This window comes from Streptomyces lomondensis (assembly GCF_014651035.1).
Classification (GTDB): Bacteria; Actinomycetota; Actinomycetes; order Streptomycetales; family Streptomycetaceae; genus Streptomyces; species Streptomyces lomondensis.
The window spans coordinates 314180-330712 of sequence record NZ_BMWC01000009.1 but is presented as its reverse complement, the minus strand read 5'-3'; the positions used below and the strand labels follow the sequence as shown (position 1 = coordinate 330712).

Sequence of the window (16533 nt, the reverse complement as noted above, 5' to 3'; positions counted from 1 at the left end):
CGTCAGTCCGGGTCCTCGGCGAGGTCGGCCGGGCCGATCGTGCTCGGGGTGGCATGGCCCGAGAGGGCGAGGGTGAGGTCGAGTTCGGCCAGCAGGCACCGGATGACGTGCTCGACGCCCGACTGGCCGTCGAGGCCGAGGCCGTAGACGTACGGGCGGCCGACGAGGACGGCCCGGGCGCCCAGGGCGAGGGCCTTGGCGATGTCGTCACCGGTGCGGATGCCGCTGTCGAAGAGCACGGTGAGCCGGTCGCCGACGGCCTCCGCCACACGCGGAAGCGCGTCGGCCGCCGCGACCGAGCCGGCGACCTGGCGGCCGCCGTGGTTGGAGACGACCACGCCGTCCATGCCGGCCTCCGCGGCCAGCCGGGCGTCGTCCGGGTGCAGGACGCCCTTGAGGACGATCGGGCCGTCCCAGTTCTCCCGCAGGAACGCCAGGTCCGGCCAGGTCTTGGCCGGGTCGGAGAACATACCGACGAAGTGCGTCACGGCCGCGTCCGGGTCCTCGTGCACCGGCTTGGCCAAACCCGCCTGGAAGGCCGGGTCGGAGAAGTAGTTGGCCGTGCCGACGCCGTGCAGGAAGGGCAGATAGGCCTGGTCGAGATCGCGCGGGCGCCAGGAGAGCAGCGGCGTGTCCAGCGTGACGACGAGCACGCCGAAGCCGGCGGCCTTCGCCCGGGCCAGGAAACTGCGGGCCACCTCCGGGTCCTTGGGCCAGTACAGCTGGAACCACCGCTCGGCGTCGCCCATCGCCTCGGCCACCTGCTCCATGGGCGTGCTGGACGCGGAGGACAGGATGTACGGCACGCCGTGCGCGGCGGCGGCCCGGGCGGCGGCGGACTCGGCCTCCGGGTGCATGATCGACAGGACCCCCACCGGGGCCAGCGCCAGCGGGGCGGGCAGGGGACGGCCCAGCACCTCGACCGACAGGTCCCGCTCGTGGACGTCCCGCAGCATGCGCGGCATGATCCGGCGGCGTTCCAGGGCCGCCCGGTTGGCGCGGGCCGTGCTGCCGTTGCCCGCGCTGCCCGCCACATAGCCGACCGGGCCGGGCCCGAGCCGCCGCTCGGTCAGCTCCTCCAGCCGGGTCAGATCGGTGGGCAGCCGCGGTACGGCACCCGTCATCCCGTTCAGATAGATCTCGTACTGGAAGTCCGCCCAGTGCCTGCCCACGTACGCCCCGCCTCTCGTCGTCTCCTCGTCGAGACCGTGCCGTGGCGCCGACGATACCGAGCGGTAGGCGCGACGGCGGTCCAGGGGCGGGCCGCCTCAGGCCGGCAGCTTCGCCGAGGGGTCCGGCACCGCCCCCTCGGCGCCGGGCCCGGTGATCGGCGGCACCGGCACGTCGACGGTCCGGGCCAGCCGCGCGCCCTCGGGCCCGTACGCCGCCCGGGGTTCGGGGAACAGCCGCAGCAGCGACAGGAACAGCGCCGCCGCCACCCCCAGCGACAGCGGCAGGCTGATGTCGACACCGCCGGCGAGGTCGCCGAGGGGGCCGACGAACTGCCCGGGGATGTTGGTGCAGAGCACGCCGAGCAGCGCCGACACCCACCAGGCGGTCAGGCCCCGCCAGTTCCAGCCGTGCGCGAACCAGTAACGGCCGCCGCGCTGACGGCGGTTGAAGACCTGGAGCGCCTCCGGGTCGTACCAGCCGCGCCGCGTCCAGTAGCCCAGCATCATCACGACCATCCAGGGTGTCGTGCACGTGATGATCACGGTCGCGAAGGTCGAGATGGACCGCACGAGGTCCAGCCCGAACCGGCCGGCGAAGACGAACGCGATCGACAACGCCCCGACCAGCAGGGTCGCCTGGACCCGGGACAGCCTCGGGAACACCGAGGAGAAGTCGAGCCCGGTCCCGTACAGCGCCGTCGTGCCCGTCGCCATACCGCCGATCAGCGCGAGCAGGCACACCGGCAGGAAGAACCAGCCCGGGGAGATCGCGAGCAGCCCGCCCACGAAGTCGGGGGCCGCCGGATCGACGTACTCCGGCGCCTGGTGCGCGATGATGCTCGCCGTCGTCAGGCCGAACAGGAACGGCAGCAGCGTCGCGAGCTGCGACAGGAACGCGGCCCCGACCACCTTCCGGCGCGGGGTGCTCGCGGGGATGTAGCGCGACCAGTCGCCCAGGAACGCCCCGAACGACACGGGGTTGGACAGCACGATCAGCGCCGCCGCGATGAACGACGGCCAGAACAGGGCCGACGTCGCCGCGTCCGCCGCGTCGGTGAAGACGCCCGCGTACGAGGGATCGAAGTCGTCCGCGAACGCCACGGCGCCGAGCAGGAACAGCGCGCTCGCCGAGGTCACCGCGATCTTGTTGACGAACAGCATGAACCGGAAGCCGTACACGCACACCGCGAGGACCAGCACCGCGAACAGCGCGTACGCCACGGCGTACGACAGGTCGCCGCGGCCGAGCCCGAAGAGCCGGTGGGCGCCGCCGACCAGCGCGTCGCCGGAGCTCCACACCGACAGGGAGAAGAACGCGACGGCCGTCAGCAGGGACAGGAACGAGCCGACCACGCGGCCGTGCACGCCCAGGTGCGCGGACGACGACACGGCGTTGTTGGTGCCGTTGACCGGGCCGAACACCGCCATCGGGCACAGGATCAGCGCGCCCGCCAGCACTCCGAGGAGGATGGCCGCGAGGCCCTGCCGGAAGGACAGGCCGAACAGGATGGGGAAGGCGCCGAGGACGCAGGTGGAGAAGGTGTTGGCACCACCGAAGGCCAGCCGGAACAGATCGAACGGCGTCGCGGTGCGCTCGGCGTCGGGGATGCGGTCGACGCCGTGGGTCTCGACCTCCGTCAGGGACGGGGCGGACGCGGCGGGGGAGGGGCGGTCGGCCGACGAAGGCAAGGGGGCTCCAGCGGGGACGGGGCGGTGGAGCGCGGGGTGACGCGGCGGAGGGGCGGACGGCCGCCCGCCGGCGCCGGGGTGTGCGGCGGCGTGCGGAAGCCGTCCTCTGGGGGTGTGCCGACCGTAAGGCGGCCCGGGCGAGCCCCGCCAGAGGACGGTTCATCCCTTCTCGGTGCTGTCGGTGGACGAATCCTCCACTTCGGTCATGACTCGTCGTCCGTGTGCGGCGTTTGATCCGGCCCGGCGTCCGGCCCCTGCGCCCGTACCCGCTGCACGTGCTCCAGGGAGTCGCGCAACTCCGCGAGCCAGTCGTCGGCGTGACGCTGGACCAGACGCACGCACCAGGCCAGCGCGTCGCTGCGGCTGCGGGCGACGCCGCCGGCGATCAGGGTGTCGAGGACCTGGCGCTCCGGCTGGCGCAGCCGCGTCATGACGGGCGCGGCCACGTGTGTGAAGAGGGCGCGCCGCCCGCCGCACTCCACGCCCCAGGACACCTTCCGGCGGAACCGGTGCTCGGCCTCCCGGGCCACGGCCATCCGGTCCTCGCGGGTGCGCTCCCGGAACTCCTGCACCCGGCTCTCCAGGGCCGCCTCCCGCTCGGCGGCCGGGGCGTCCTCGGCCAGCCGCGGTTCGGGAATGCGGCCGATCACGGTGATCTCCTCGCGGTCGACCGTGATCTCGGTCAGTTCCTCGAAGAGGTCGTCGGGAAGGCGGCCGGCGAACCAGCCGCGCAGTTTCTCTCGCTGCTCGTTCGTAATCATGTAATGACGATTACTCGGCCGGAACATGAACGCAAGCGGTTGCAAAGTGGTCGGCTGAGAGCGGAATCGGAATGTTTCAGGCCTATTAACGAGCATGGGGAAATCGGCCATCTGGCCGCTTCATGCCGCCGGAGCCCGTGCGGTTACGGGCTTCACGCGCGCCCGTTCCGTAACTTCACGCCACTGATTCAATACGCAATGTTACTGAAACCCGTGGGGTCGATGTGTGTTTCGGCGGCGGACTCGGCAGACTCGCGCTCGCCGTCCCGGGCGCCGACCGAGCACGGGCCGGCACACTCTGTAATCGAGCGGAAGGATGCACACAATGCGGAACACCGCGCGCTGGGCCATGACCCTCGGCCTGACGGCCACAGCCGTCTGCGGACCCCTCTCCGGGGCCGCGCTCGCCACCCCGGGTCCGGCCCCCACCGCGCTCTACGCCCCGTCGGCCCTCGTCCTCACGGTGGGCCACGGTGAGAGCGCGCTCGCCGCGCCTCCGGAACGCGCGGTCACCCTGACCTGTGCCCCCAGGCCCGCGGGCACCCACCCGGCCGCCGGCCCGGCCTGCGCCGAACTGCGCGGCGTCGGCGGCGACTTCGACGCCCTGACCGCCACGGAGGGCGTGATGTGCACCAAGCAGTACGACCCCGTGGTCGTCACCGTCGACGGCGTCTGGCAGGGGCAGCGGGTCTCCTACGAGCGCGTCTTCTCCAACGAGTGCATGAAGAACGCCCACGGCACGGGCGTCTTCTCCTTCTAGGGACCCTTTCAGGGGCAGCCCTCCCGAGGACCGGGATCGCGCTGTTCCCGTGAAGCACGGCGGCTCGTTGCTGGGGAGCCGGGCCGCTGTCACGGGAAGCCGCGGTCTCGCGCAAGGGGGCCGGCGGGCGGAGTGGGGCCGCCCGCCGGCCCCTGGGCTTTTCGGGCTTCAGGGTCAGCAGAAGGGCCCTGGCGCTCAGGCCCGGTCCGTGCTCAGGTCCGGTCGGCGCTCAGGCCCGGTCGCGGTGGCTCGTGTCGCACCACGGATAGCGGCGGCTGCGGCGGCAGGTGCACAGGGCCACGCGGAAGCGGTCCGAGGTGACGACGGAACCGTCCTCCAGCTCCACCTCCACCGGACCCTCCACCAGCAGCGGGCCCTTGCGCTGCACCGCGATGCGGCGCCGCGCCCCGGACCGGTCAGACGGGGAGTTCGGCACGGACGACCACCAGCTCTTCCTTGTCCTCGGCGGCGGGCAGCAGCCCCCGCTCCCGCAGCCAGCGTTCCCGGCCGCGCAGTACCGGCCCGAACGGGATCCGGCGCCGGCGGGTCACCGCGGCCTTCAGGCCGGCGGCACGCAGCTGCCCCACGGTCAGGTCCGGGCCGCTCAGCGCGGACTGCACCAGCAGCAGCACACCGCCCGGACGCAGCAGGCCGGGCGCCTCCCGGCAGATCCGGTCGACGACCAGCCGTCCGTCGCCGCCCGCGTCCCAGGCCCGGGCGGCACCACGCGGCTCACGGTGGTCGTCCGGCGCCGGCACGTACGGCGGATTGGCCAGGATGAGGTCGTACGACTCCCCGCGGACGGGCTCGAACAGGTTCCCCTGCCGGATGCGGACCGGAAGCCCGGCCAGCCGGGCGTTCAGCCGCGCCGCCCATACGGCGCCCCGGGACACGTCCACGGCGGTCACCCTGAGGCCGCGGCGCGCCGCCTCCAGGGCCAGGGCGCCGGTGCCGGTGCCCACGTCGAGGGCCTCGGCGCCCGGGGGCAGCGGCTCGTCGGACAGGGCGCCGACCAGCAGCTCGGTGTCTTCCTGCGGGGCGTACACGCCCGGGAGTACCAGTGGATTCACGGACCTCGGGTACCCCGCCATTCAGGAGGTATGGGTCGTTTCACGGTCAAGCGGTGCAGACAGTGACGAACGGGATGCACGCCAGTCGGCGAGCAGCCGGGCGCCGAAGCGCTCCTCGACGAACTCGGTGGCGTCGATGCCGAAGGTGACGTCCGGGGCGAGATACGGCTCCTGCTCCAGCAGCCCGCCGATGACGTCGTGGCGCACGACCTGCTCGTGGACCGCGTCGGCCTCGACATGCTCGTCGTAGAAGTGCTCGGCCGCGGGGCCGGCGCCGGTACGGCGCATCGCCTCGGCGAGCCGCCGCGATCCCGGTGACGAGGTGATCTCGACCGTCGCGAAGTGGCCGACCAGGGCGCCCCTGAGGGCCCGGTGCAGGCCGAACAGGGACATGAGGTTCACCGTGACCAGGGCCTCGGCGGACGCCGCGTCGAGGTAGCGGCCGTAGGTGGTGTCCAGGCCCAGGTCCGCCATCAGGTCGGCGAACAGCCGGGCGTGCACGCGCTCGGCGCGCCCGCCGCCCCACTCGTCGAACTCCACCGCCGCCATCGCCGCCTTGGCCCGGCCCCACAGCCGCGGCAGCACCCAGGCGTGCGGGTCGGCCTCCTTGAGGTGGTACAGGGAGCGCTGCGCCGCGTACTCGCGCAGGTGCCACAGCTCGCCCTCGTCGCGCAGGAAGTGGCTGACGCCCGTGCCGTCGACGGGCTCGACCAGCAGGTCCGCCAGCGCCTCGTCCAGGCTGTCGTGGACCCGGGCGTCGGTGCGCAGGGCCGACAGGAAGCGCTGCTCCAGGGCCGCGCGGACGCGCAGCAGGCCGGGGTCCCACTCGCGGTCCGGGGAGACGCCCGCGAAGCCGCGGTAGTGCAGCTCGTAGCAGAGGTACAGGGCGAGCTGGAGGTCCTCGCCGTACACCTCGGCCCGGACGATCTCCTCGAGGCGGGGCAGTCCGCCCGCGCCCCGCAGGTACGTCGCGACGCCCCTGCTCAGCGGGCCGCGCGGGCGGGGAAGTCGTGGTTCTTCGCGGTCGTGCTCCATGCCCGCCGGGTACCCGCCCGGCGCCTGGTCACCCGCCCGCGCGGTACCGGTGCCCCGTTCCGGCGTGGCGCGGGCCCGGCTCGGTCTCCTGGAGCTCCCTTCAGTCCCCTTCTCAGTCCCCTTCGGACTTCTCCTGGGCGCGCGTGTTGGGGGTGATGGCCTCCCCGGCCTCGCCCAGGTGGCGTCGCTGCTCGGGGGAGCCCTCGGTGCGCTTCTCGGCGTCCTCGATCTCGCGCAGGACCTCCTCGAGCGCCGTCTCGGGCGGCTTGCCGGAGCGGTCGCGGTCCTGGTCCCGGTCGTGGTCCTTGTGGTGGGACACGGGGGTCTCCTTCCTGCGTTCGGTACGTCCGTGCACGCCTGCCGGTGCTCAGCTGGAGGCGGTCGCGATGCGCAGCGGCACGGGATCCGGCAGGTCGGCCTCCGCGTTGCGGCGGATCACCTCCGCCCACCAGGACGGGCCGTCCTCGATATGGCGCAGCAGCACTCCCTCGCGGATCGCCCAGGGGCAGACCGTGAGGGACCTGATGCCGGTCAGCTTCATCGCGGTGTGCCCGACCACCGCGCCGGCCAGGCTCTGCGCGGCCCGCGGCGCGGAGATGCCGGGCAGCCGCGCCCGCTCGGCGGCGGGCAGGGCGGCCAGCTGCACGATCGCCTCCCGCAGGTCCGCGCGGTGCATCTGCCGGTCCACGAACGGGCCGTGGCGCCCGGGTGCGGCACCGCACAGCCGACCCAGCTGCTGGAAGGTGCGGGAGGTGGCGACCGCGGTGCGCGGGCCCTCCCAGCGGATCCGGGCGGCGACGTCCCGCAGCTGATGGCGCACCCTGCGGCGCAGCGCCCGCACCCGCTCCGGCGACGGCGGGTCCTCGCCCTCGAAGAACTCGTGGGTGAGCCGCCCCGCGCCGAGCGGCAGCGACGCCACGAAGTCCGGCAGCCGGCCGCGCCCGAAGGCGACATCGAGCGAGCCGCCGCCGATGTCGAGCAGGGCGAGCGGCCCCGCCCGCCAGCCCATCCAGCGCCGGGCCCCGAGAAACGTCAGTTCGGCCTCGACCTCACCCGGCAGGGTGCACAGGTCGACGCCCGTACGGGCCCGGACGGCGTGCAGCACCTCGTGCCGGTTCGGCGCGTTGCGCACCACGGCGGTCGCGAAGGCGAGCGGGCCTGCGGCGCCCCACCGGGTGGCGGTCCGGCTCCCCTCGGTGACCGCGTCGACGAGCTGTTCGACGGCCTGCTCCGGGATGGGTCCCCCCGGTGTGACCTGCTCGGCCAGCCGCAGCCGCCACTTGGCGGTGTGCACGGGCAGCGGTACCCCGTCCCCCGCGTCCGCGACCACCAGTCTGACCGCGTTCGATCCCACATCCACGACGCTGATTCGCATGCGCGGTGGGTACCCATTTCTGCGGCAGACCAACGGGTCGGTCCGCCGGGTGGGGCGAAGACGCGCCAACGCGGGGGCGCCGGGGCCGCCGCGTCCCTGCGCACGGCGGCCCCGGCACGTCACGTCACGCCATCTGGCGCCGCACCAGCTCGTGCAGCCGGCCGCCGGTGTCGGCGAGCAGCTGGGCGGGCGGGCCCTGCTGGATGACCTTGCCGTCCTCCATCACCACGACCCGGTCGGCGTCCAGCACGGTCGACAGGCGGTGCGCGATGACGATCCGGGTGGCGTTGAGGGCCTTGGTGCTCTCGATGACCGTGCGCTGCGTCTCGTTGTCGAGGGCGCTGGTCGCCTCGTCGAAGAAGAGGATCCGCGGGCGGCGGATCAGCGCCTGGGCGATCATCAGCCGCTGGCGCTGGCCGCCGGAGACGGCCCCGCTGCCCGAAACGATCGTGTGCAGGCCCATCGGCATGCGCTTGATGTCCTCGGCGAGCCCGGCCATCTCGGCAGCCGCCATCGCCTCCTCCGGGGTGTACGGCTCGGTGCCGCAGATGACGTCCAGGATGGAGCCGGTGAACGGCTGCGCGTGCTGGAGCACCACCCCGCACTGGCGGCGCACCGCCGACTGGTCGAGGGCCGCCAGGTCCTGACCGTCGTAGAGGACGCTGCCCGACACCGGGCGGTCGAAGCCGATCAGCAGGCGCAGCAGCGTCGACTTGCCGCAGCCGCTCGGGCCGACGATCGCGACGAACTCGCCCGGCCGTACCTCGAACGACACGTCGTCCAGGACGAGCGGACCGTCGTCCGAGTACCGGAACGACACCCGACGGGCCTCGATCGCCCCGGTCAGCGGACCCGGCCGGGTGCTCGCCGTGCGCACCTCGGGGGTGGCGTCCAGCACCGGCTTGATCTCCTCGAACAGCGGCAGCGCGGCCACCGCCGACACGAACGCGCCCGTCAGCTGGGTGACGGAGGTCAGCACCATCGTCACCGAGGTGTTGAAGGTGAGGAACGCGGCCGCCGACATCGAACCCCGGGCCGGACCCGCCAGCAGCATGAACATCAGCAGGGTGCACAGCGGCAGGTACACCGCGCCCAGCACCGCCGTGAGGTTCTTGATGCGGCCGACCTTCTGCTGGAGCTCCCGGCTGCGCGCGAACTCCGACGCCCACGCGGCGTACGCGTAGTTCTCCGCGGCGGCCACCCGCAGCTTGGGCAGGCCCCGCAGGGTCTGGAACGCCTGGTTGTTCAGCTTGTTGGAGAGCACCACCAGCCGCCGCTGCCAGCGCACCTGCCACAGCCCGAGCCCCAGGAACACGGCCGCGATGACGACGAGCATGCCGATCGCGGCCATCGCCATCGGCACGCTGAACCACAGCAGCAGCCCCAGGTTCATCGCCCCGACCGTCACCGACTGGGCGACCGTCGGCCCGACCCCCGCCAGCAGCCGGCGGATCGAGCTGATGCCCATGGCCGCGCTGGCCAGTTCACCGGTGGAGCGCTCGGTGAAGAACTTCGTCGGCAGCCGCAGCAGCCGGTCCCACACGGCCGGCTGGAGCGTGGCCTCGATACGGCCCTCCAGCCGCAGGATGGTCAGGTTCTGCAGCAGCATGAAGGCCGCCGACACCACGCTGCTCAGCATCACCGCCAGACACACCTGCACGATCAGGTCCGTCTGCGCCTTCGGCACGAACTCGCCGAGCACCTTGCCGGTGGCGATGGGCACCAGCGCGCCGATCGCCACCGTGACCAGGCCGCTGAGCAGCAGCGCCGTGAGGTCGCCGCGCATGCCCCGCACGCAGAACCGCAGCAGCCGCAGCGGGCTGAGCCCCCGCTCGGGCAGCGGCCGGTAGAACATCACCGCACGCGGCTCGAACTCGTCCGCGTTGGCCTTCTCGACCGGCGTCTCACGCCCGGTCGACGGATGGACGGCGACGTATCCGCCGCGCCGCCACAGCAGCGCCACCGGCGCGCCCGACAGGGCCCGCCGGCCGACCAGCGGCCCGACGTCGTCCCGCCACCAGCGGCCGTCCAGGCGTACCGCCCGGGTGCGGACCCGGGAGGCCAGCGCGACCTGCTCGACCGGGTCGAGGCGGTCGCCGCCGGTGCCCTTCTGGGTGGGCTCGGAGAGGCTGATCCCGGCCGCCCGGGCGACCAGCTTGCACGCCGCGTAGGTCGCGTCGGCGTCGGCCGCGGTGGTCCGCTTCGACGACCGCTTGCCGATCGAGGCGAGCAGCGTCTGGTCGGCCTGGGCGCGCACCGCCTCACCGGCCTTGATGCCCTCGGCCGTGCGCGTCTCGTGGGTGCGCTCCAGCTGCTCGATCCAGCGGTCCAGCGTGGTCAGCAGCCGGTACTGCTGGTCGACCAGGGACTGCCACTGCGCCGGATCCATCAGCAGGTCGGCCGCCGCCTCCGCGCCGTACAGCGAGCCGTACTGCACGCTGCCCGGCGGCACCTGCATCCAGAACACGTCGTCGTCCGTGGGCGCGGCGGCCCGCTCGGTGGCCATCGGCGCCTGGAAGAGGATGGACAGGCTGCGGCCGACCCCGAGGGCGAGCGCGTACTCCAGCGGGCTCGTCGTCGGCGGCACGTACTGCGGGTTGCCGTACTCGTCGTACGACCACGTCGCGGTGCCGGCGGGCTGGTACAGCTCGCGCAGGCCGATGCGGCGCACCACGCAGTCCCGCAGCGGGCGGGCCACCAGGGTGTGCTGCGGTCCCGCCACCGGGCCGAGAACCAGCGAGCCCGCCTCCAGCCGGCCCAGGTGGTGCCAGTGGCCCTGCTGGCCGGCGTCGACCGCGAACAGGTCGATGGCGCCGGACGCCACCAGCCACAGCACCTGCGGGCCTTCGAGGTCCAGGCGGTTGAACCCGGCGCAGTCGATGCGCGAGCCCAGCTGCCCGAAGGCGCCCAGCACGAGGTCGCCGCCGTGTCCTTCGTGAACGGCCGTCATCTCACCGCTCCCTGACCAGTGCCGCGTAGGCGCCGCCACGCGCCACCAGGTCCTCGTGCCGTCCCCGCTCCACGACCGTGCCGTGCTGGAGGACGACGATCTCGTCGCTGTCGCGCACCGTGCTGAGCCGGTGCGCGATCACCACGCAGGCGCAGCCGCGCCGGCGCAGGTTGTCCATCACGACCAGCTCGGTCTCCGCGTCCAGCGCGCTCGTGACCTCGTCGAGCACCAGGATGCTCGGCCGGCGCACCAGCGCCCGCGCGATCTCCAGACGCTGGCGCTGCCCGCCGGAGAAGTTGCGGCCGTCCTGCTCGACCTTGCTCCGGATACCGCCGGGGCGGCGCATGATCACGTCGTACAGGGCGGCGTCCCGCAGCGCCTCCTCCACCGCGTCGTCCGGGATCGACGGGTCCCACAGCGCCACGTTGTCGCGGACCGTGCCCTCGAAGAGGAACACGTCCTGGTCGACGAAGGAGACGGAGGCGGCCAGCGCCCCGCGCGGGATGTCCTCGATGCGCTGCCCGTCGATGCGGATCACGCCCTCCCAGGGCGCGTACAGGCCGGAGATCATCCGGGACACCGTGGACTTGCCGCTGCCCGAGCCGCCGACCAGCGCCACCTGCTGCCCGGGGCCGACGGTCAGGTCGAAGCCCGTGAGCAGCGGCTTGTCGAGCGGGCTGTAGCCGAAGGTGATGTTCTCCAGCTCGACATGGCCCTGGAGGCGGCGCGTCGACTCACCGCCGCCGGGGCGGCCGTAGAGCGGGTCGGCCTTGAAGTTCTCCACGTCCTTCAGCCGGGCGACGTCGGCGGCGAAGTCCTGGATGCGGCCCGCGACGCCGTTCAGCCGGGTCAGCGGGGCGGTGAACCGGGTGACCAGGGCCTGGAAGGCGACCAGCAGGCCGACCGAGATGTGGCCCTCGACCGCCCGCATGCCGCCGATCCAGAGGATCAGCGCGCTGTTGAGCGTGGCGAGCGTCGGCGCGACCACGCCCAGCCAGGCGCTCGGCACCCCGAGCCGCTGCTGCTCCTCCAGGGTGGTGGCGTGCTGTCCCGCCCACTTGCGGAAGTAGCCGTCCTCACCGCCGGTCGCCTTCATCGTCTCGATCAGCTGCAGGCCGGTGTAGGCGGTGTTGGTGAGCCGGGCCGTGTCGGCGCGCAGCTTCGCCGTGCGCGTGGCCCGCAGCCGGATGACGACCCGCATGGCGACGATGTTCAGCAGGGCCACGCCGATGCCGACGAACGTCAGCTGCGGGTCGTAGGTGTACAGCAGCACCGCGTACAGGACGACGACCACCGCGTCCACGCCCGCCGCCGCGAGGTCGCGGGAGAGGGTCTCGGCGACCGCGTCGTTGGACTGGAGCCGCTGCACCAGGTCGGCCGGGCTGCGCTGGGAGAAGAACGTCACCGGCAGCCGCAGCAGATGCCGCAGGAAGCGGGCGCTGGACAGGGTGGAGGAGATGATGCGGCCGTGCAGCAGGTTGGCCTGCTGGAGCCAGGTCAGCACGACCGTGAGCAGCACGCAGGCCGCCATCGACGCGAACAGCACGCCGAGCAGCGAGGTCTGGTTGCCGATCAGGAACTCGTCGATGTAGGTGCGGCTGAGCGCGGGCACGGCGGCGCCGACCGCCACCAGCAGCAGGCTCGCCAGGACGGCCGCGGGCATCGTGCCCGCCGTGCCGCGCAGCCGGGCGGGCATCGCGCCCAGGACGCCCGGCTTGCGCCCGCCCCGGCTGAAGTCCTCGCCGGGCTCCATCACCAGCACGACACCGGTGAAGCTGCCGTCGAAGTCCTCCATGGGGACGAAACGGCGGCCCTTGCCGGGGTCGTTGATGTAGACGCCGCGGCGCCCGAAGCGGCGGCCCATGCCGTCGTAGACGACGTAGTGGTTGAACTCCCAGAACAGGATGGCCGGCGACTTCACCTCGGCGAGGGCGGCCAGGTCCATCTGCATGCCCTTGGCCGTCAGGCCGTAGCTGCGGGCCGCCTTGAGGAGGTTGCTGGCGCGCGAGCCGTCCCGCGAGACACCGCAGGCGATGCGCAGCTCCTCCAGCGGGACGTGCTTGCCGTAGTGGCCGAGCACCATCGCCAGGGAGGCGGCGCCGCACTCCACGGCCTCCATCTGGAGCACGGTGGGCGTGCGGACGGTCTTCGCCCCGCTCTTGGGCACCTTGCGCTTGGGCGGGGCGGCGCGGCGCCTGCCCCGGGTCTCCTGAGCGGTCGCGCTCATGGCAGCAGCCAGTCGACGGGACGCTGGTCGGCCAGCCGGATGGAACCGGTGGCCAGCGTCATGGAGGTCAGCTTGAACGGCGGCCCGTCGGCGGACGACCACTTGTAACCGCTCTTCGTGGCGGACGACTTGTCCAGCCGGACCGTGACGGCCACCGGCCTGCCCTTCTTCGTGAACTGCTCGCCCAACTGGCTGTCCCCGAGGAACGCGGCGATCTGCTGCGGGGACTGGGCCGAGCGGTCCACCGACTTCACATGGCCGCGCAGCACGCCGTACTCCTGGGTCGGCACCGACTGCACGGTCAGGTCCACGGCGGCGTCGTCGGGGATCGAGGCGGCGTTCTCGGCGGGCACGTACACGGTCGCGTAGAGGGGGTCCTTGGCGCGGGCGACCTTCTCGACGGCGGCGACGTTCGCGCCGGTCTGGATGATCTGCCCGACGGTCGCGGCGAGTGCGGAGACGCGGCCCGCGTCGAGCGAGCGGACGACGGTCTCGCCCTTGGCCGTACGGACCTTGAGCACGGGGGAGTCGGCGGCCACCTGCCGGCCCTGCTTCGCGAGCACCGCGGTGACCTGGCCCGCGACGGGGCTCTGGAGGACGTAACTGCCCTGCCCGTGCGTGAGGATGGCGGGTGCGCTGACGGTGGAGGTCACCGAGCCGGTCACCGCCCACACCGAGGCGGCCGCCATCGCGACCACCGTCACCGAGAGCACCAGCCAGCCCTGCGGGCGGGCGAAACGCACCGGGAGGTCGAGTTCCTCCGGTGACTGGAGCTTGGCGAGGGCCTGTTGGCGGAACTGCAAGGAACTTCCCTCACCCGTAGAAGAGGTTCTGACGGCCGTGGCAGAGGCTGCCACGGCACCCGAAGATCCCGGAACCGCCGGCTGCGGCTCCGGGAGTCAACGGCACTGGGGCCAGATCAGAGGCCGGCGACCAGGTTGGTGACCGGGGCCGTGTTCAGGCCGGTGACACCCTCCACGGTGCCGACAGCGGTGTTCACCAGGCCGGAGACCGGGGCGATGCTGTCGACCGTGTCGGTGACGGTGTTCACGGCGTTCACGGACAGGCCGCCGGAGACGGCGTCGAGCTCGGCGTCGGCGATCTCGATGGTCTCAACCTGGGGGGTGGAGTTCATGATGGAACTTCCTTCCGTATGGATATTTCACAAGGGGGGAGCGGCCCCCTCTGGGGACAGATGACGGCCGCGACCGCGAGCGCCGGGCATCCGTTTCCGAGTGCCCTTCGCGGCCCCCGCGGTGCGATGGATCAAAGCACGCTGCGGGTCCGGGCTTCCAATCAACCACCTGTCTCACCAGGGAACTTGCGTCGCAGAAGCCCCTGTCCGTGCAGGCGCGTGCACGTCTTGGTGGCGAGTTCTTCACATGCGGCACGGCATCGGCTCATCCGATCCCTTGCCCCTCGGGACGGCGAATCCGGCACTCCCGCCCCAAAGGCGTGACTGCACCGGTCGGCCTGTGGACAACCCTCTGCTTGGTGACCGGGTTGAGCATTCGATGTGCAGATTCGCTGAAGTCGGGATTCAACTCGACGATCGCAACAGATCGTTTCCATGCGGATACGGATCGTGTTCGTTCGGCGGGTCGGACTGGAGCCCCCGGCTGAAACGCCGTCATCCGGCCATGAGGCTTTGGGCGTCGGCCGGACCCCTCCTCCGGGGCGGACCGCTGTGACCAGGGAAGTCGCAGACCACGTGGTCGGTGCGCGGGCGGCGGGAGTTGGCTGATTCCGGGATGCGAAGGGATCGCGCGCAAACGGAATTGAACGCCCCGCGTGACCCGTGCGTACCAACAGCCATCCAGGCGCCCCCCAGAAGCTGCCGGACGGCGGCACCTACTCCGTTCCCCAGGAGGAGAGAAGTTTGAGTCACAAGCGAATTCCGAAGCGCAAGGCCGCGATAGCGGCGGGCAGCGTGGTGGCGCTCGGCGCGGCCGCGATCCTGCTCCCCAACGCCAACGCCTCGCAGGACGGCTCGTCCGGCGACGCGGCGGCCGCGCCGAAGACCCTGAAGGCGGGCGACGCCTCGGATCTCGCCTCGCAGCTCTCCGGGCTCCTCGGTGAGGCGTTCGGCGGCTCCTACTACGACAGCGACAGCCAGCAGCTCGTCGTCAACGTCGTACCGGGCGACAACAACAACGTGATCGTGCAGGCGAAGGCGGCCGGCGCGAAGGTCCGCGAGGTCGACAACAGCTGGTCGGAGCTCCAGGACGGGGCGTCGACGCTGAAGTCCGAGGCGACCATCGCGGGCACCTCCTGGTCGATCGACCCGCGCACGAACAAGATCCTGGTCACCGCCGACAGCACCGTGACCGGCGCCAAGTGGGACAGACTGGAATCCACCGTGCAGAGCCTCGGCTCCGACATGGCGACCATCAAGAAGTCCGCGGGCACCTTCAAGCCGTTCGTCTCCGGCGGTGACGCCATCTTCGCGGGCGGCTCCCGCTGCTCCCTCGGCTTCAACGTCACCGCGGGAGACGGCTCGCCCGCCTTCCTGACGGCCGGTCACTGCACCCTCGGCGGCAACGAGTGGTCCGACACCCAGGGCGGCCAGCCGATCGCCACCGTCGACCAGTCGACCTTCCCCGGCGCCGGTGACTTCGCACTCGTGAAGTACGACGACCCGGCGACCGAGGCGCCCAGCGAGGTCAACCTCGGCGACCAGACCGTCCAGATCACCGAGGCCGCGGAGGCGACCGTCGGCCAGGAGGTGTTCCGGATGGGCAGCACCACCGGGCTCTCCGACGGCCAGGTCCTCGGGCTGGACGCCACGGTGAACTACCCGGAGGGCACGGTCACGGGCCTCATCCAGACCAACGTCTGCGCCGAGCCCGGCGACAGCGGCGGCTCGCTGTTCACCCAGGACGGTCTCGCGATCGGCCTGACCTCCGGTGGCAGCGGCGACTGCACGGTCGGCGGCGAGACCTTCTTCCAGCCGGTCACCACCGCCCTGGAGGCGACCGGCGCGACCCTCGGCGCGGGCGGTGCCGCGGGCGGCGGCGCCGGGGCCGGGGCCGGTGAGGAGGCCGGTGCCGGTGAAGAGGCCGGCGCGGGTGCCGGTGCCGGCGAGGAAGCGGGCGCTGGTGAAGAGGCCGGTGCCGGTGAAGAGGCCGGCGCGGGTGCCGGTGAGGAAGCGGGTGCCGGCGCTGGTGCCGGGGCCGGTGAGCAGGCCGGAGGCGAGGAAGCGGGTGCCGGAGCCGGTGCCGGCCAGGACGCGGGCCAGGGCATCGAGGACAACTCGGGGCTGACCGAGTCCCGCTGACCGAAGACGTCGGCAGCCGGTCCGACGCCGCCGGCCCGGTCCCGCCCCCTTCCTGGCGGGACCGGGCCGGCCACCGGCCTTCCCAGCACCGTCCGGCTTCGGACGCGGTTCCGGCCGGCGGTGGACGGGCCGGCCCTCCGGCGGGAGGACCGGCCCGTCCGTGCGTCAGCGGAGTCGGTCCCGCCCGGCGTGCCGAGGAGGGGTCAGGCCGCCCGGC

At 72.6% G+C, this 16533-nt stretch carries 14 protein-coding genes; 2 read left to right on the top strand and 12 right to left on the bottom strand.

Going from position 1 to position 16533, the window contains the following annotated elements; translation table 11 throughout:
- Positions 1-2: 2 nt before the first annotated feature.
- The 3 genes from IE255_RS28425 to abmR all read right to left on the bottom strand — a co-directional run bounded on the left by IE255_RS28425 (position 3) and on the right by abmR (position 3622).
- Positions 3-1172: a lactate 2-monooxygenase gene (locus IE255_RS28425; protein WP_190053224.1), complete on the bottom strand. Its 1170-nt coding sequence runs from the start codon at positions 1170-1172 to the stop codon at positions 3-5.
- Between the two features lie 96 nt (positions 1173-1268).
- Positions 1269-2861, bottom strand: coding sequence for a purine-cytosine permease family protein (locus IE255_RS28420; protein WP_190053223.1), 1593 nt, complete (start codon positions 2859-2861; stop codon positions 1269-1271).
- Between the two features lie 203 nt (positions 2862-3064).
- Positions 3065-3622 carry an ATP-binding transcription factor AbmR gene (gene abmR / locus IE255_RS28415; RefSeq protein WP_190053222.1) on the bottom strand — a complete coding sequence of 186 codons (558 nt, stop codon included), beginning with the start codon at positions 3620-3622 and terminating at the stop codon, positions 3065-3067.
- Positions 3623-3947: 325 nt separating this feature from the next.
- On the opposite strand from abmR, the gene IE255_RS28410 reads away from it, so the two are divergent.
- Complete coding sequence (locus tag IE255_RS28410) at positions 3948-4382, top strand: protease inhibitor (RefSeq protein ID WP_190053221.1); 435 nt, start codon at positions 3948-3950, stop codon at positions 4380-4382.
- Positions 4383-4611: 229 nt separating this feature from the next.
- Here IE255_RS28410 and IE255_RS28405 read toward each other — a convergent pair whose 3' ends face one another.
- The 9 genes from IE255_RS28405 to IE255_RS28365 form a co-directional block, all read right to left on the bottom strand.
- On the bottom strand, positions 4612-4818 hold the full coding sequence (locus IE255_RS28405; RefSeq protein ID WP_190053220.1) for a CDGSH iron-sulfur domain-containing protein: 207 nt from the start codon (positions 4816-4818) through the stop codon (positions 4612-4614).
- Positions 4799-5473 carry a HemK2/MTQ2 family protein methyltransferase gene (locus IE255_RS28400; RefSeq protein ID WP_190053219.1) on the bottom strand — a complete coding sequence of 225 codons (675 nt, stop codon included), beginning with the start codon at positions 5471-5473 and terminating at the stop codon, positions 4799-4801. Before IE255_RS28400 ends, IE255_RS28405 begins: the two co-directional genes overlap by 20 nt.
- A complete protein-coding gene (locus tag IE255_RS28395; protein WP_190053218.1) occupies positions 5474-6487 on the bottom strand; it encodes an iron-containing redox enzyme family protein in 1014 nt (337 codons plus the stop codon).
- 112 nt (positions 6488-6599) lie between these two features.
- On the bottom strand, positions 6600-6806 hold the full coding sequence (locus IE255_RS28390) for a hypothetical protein (RefSeq protein WP_190053217.1): 207 nt from the start codon (positions 6804-6806) through the stop codon (positions 6600-6602).
- 48 nt (positions 6807-6854) lie between these two features.
- On the bottom strand, positions 6855-7862 hold the full coding sequence (locus IE255_RS28385; protein WP_190053216.1) for a Ppx/GppA family phosphatase: 1008 nt from the start codon (positions 7860-7862) through the stop codon (positions 6855-6857).
- Positions 7863-7986: 124 nt separating this feature from the next.
- A complete protein-coding gene (locus IE255_RS28380) occupies positions 7987-10812 on the bottom strand; it encodes an NHLP bacteriocin export ABC transporter permease/ATPase subunit (protein WP_190053215.1) in 2826 nt (941 codons plus the stop codon).
- 1 nt (position 10813) lies between these two features.
- Positions 10814-13039, bottom strand: a complete 2226-nt coding sequence (locus IE255_RS28375; RefSeq protein ID WP_190053214.1) for an NHLP family bacteriocin export ABC transporter peptidase/permease/ATPase subunit — start codon at positions 13037-13039, stop codon at positions 10814-10816.
- Positions 13036-13842, bottom strand: coding sequence for a biotin/lipoyl-containing protein (locus IE255_RS28370; RefSeq protein WP_190053213.1), 807 nt, complete (start codon positions 13840-13842; stop codon positions 13036-13038). Before IE255_RS28370 ends, IE255_RS28375 begins: the two co-directional genes overlap by 4 nt.
- Positions 13843-13958: 116 nt before the next feature.
- Positions 13959-14174 (bottom strand): type A2 lantipeptide, encoded by a 216-nt coding sequence (locus IE255_RS28365; protein ID WP_190053212.1) that lies wholly within the window; start codon positions 14172-14174, stop codon positions 13959-13961.
- A gap of 744 nt (positions 14175-14918) precedes the next feature.
- On the opposite strand from IE255_RS28365, the gene IE255_RS28360 reads away from it, so the two are divergent.
- On the top strand, positions 14919-16316 hold the full coding sequence (locus tag IE255_RS28360) for a S1 family peptidase (RefSeq protein WP_190053211.1): 1398 nt from the start codon (positions 14919-14921) through the stop codon (positions 16314-16316).
- The last annotated feature ends 217 nt before the right edge of the window (positions 16317-16533 follow it).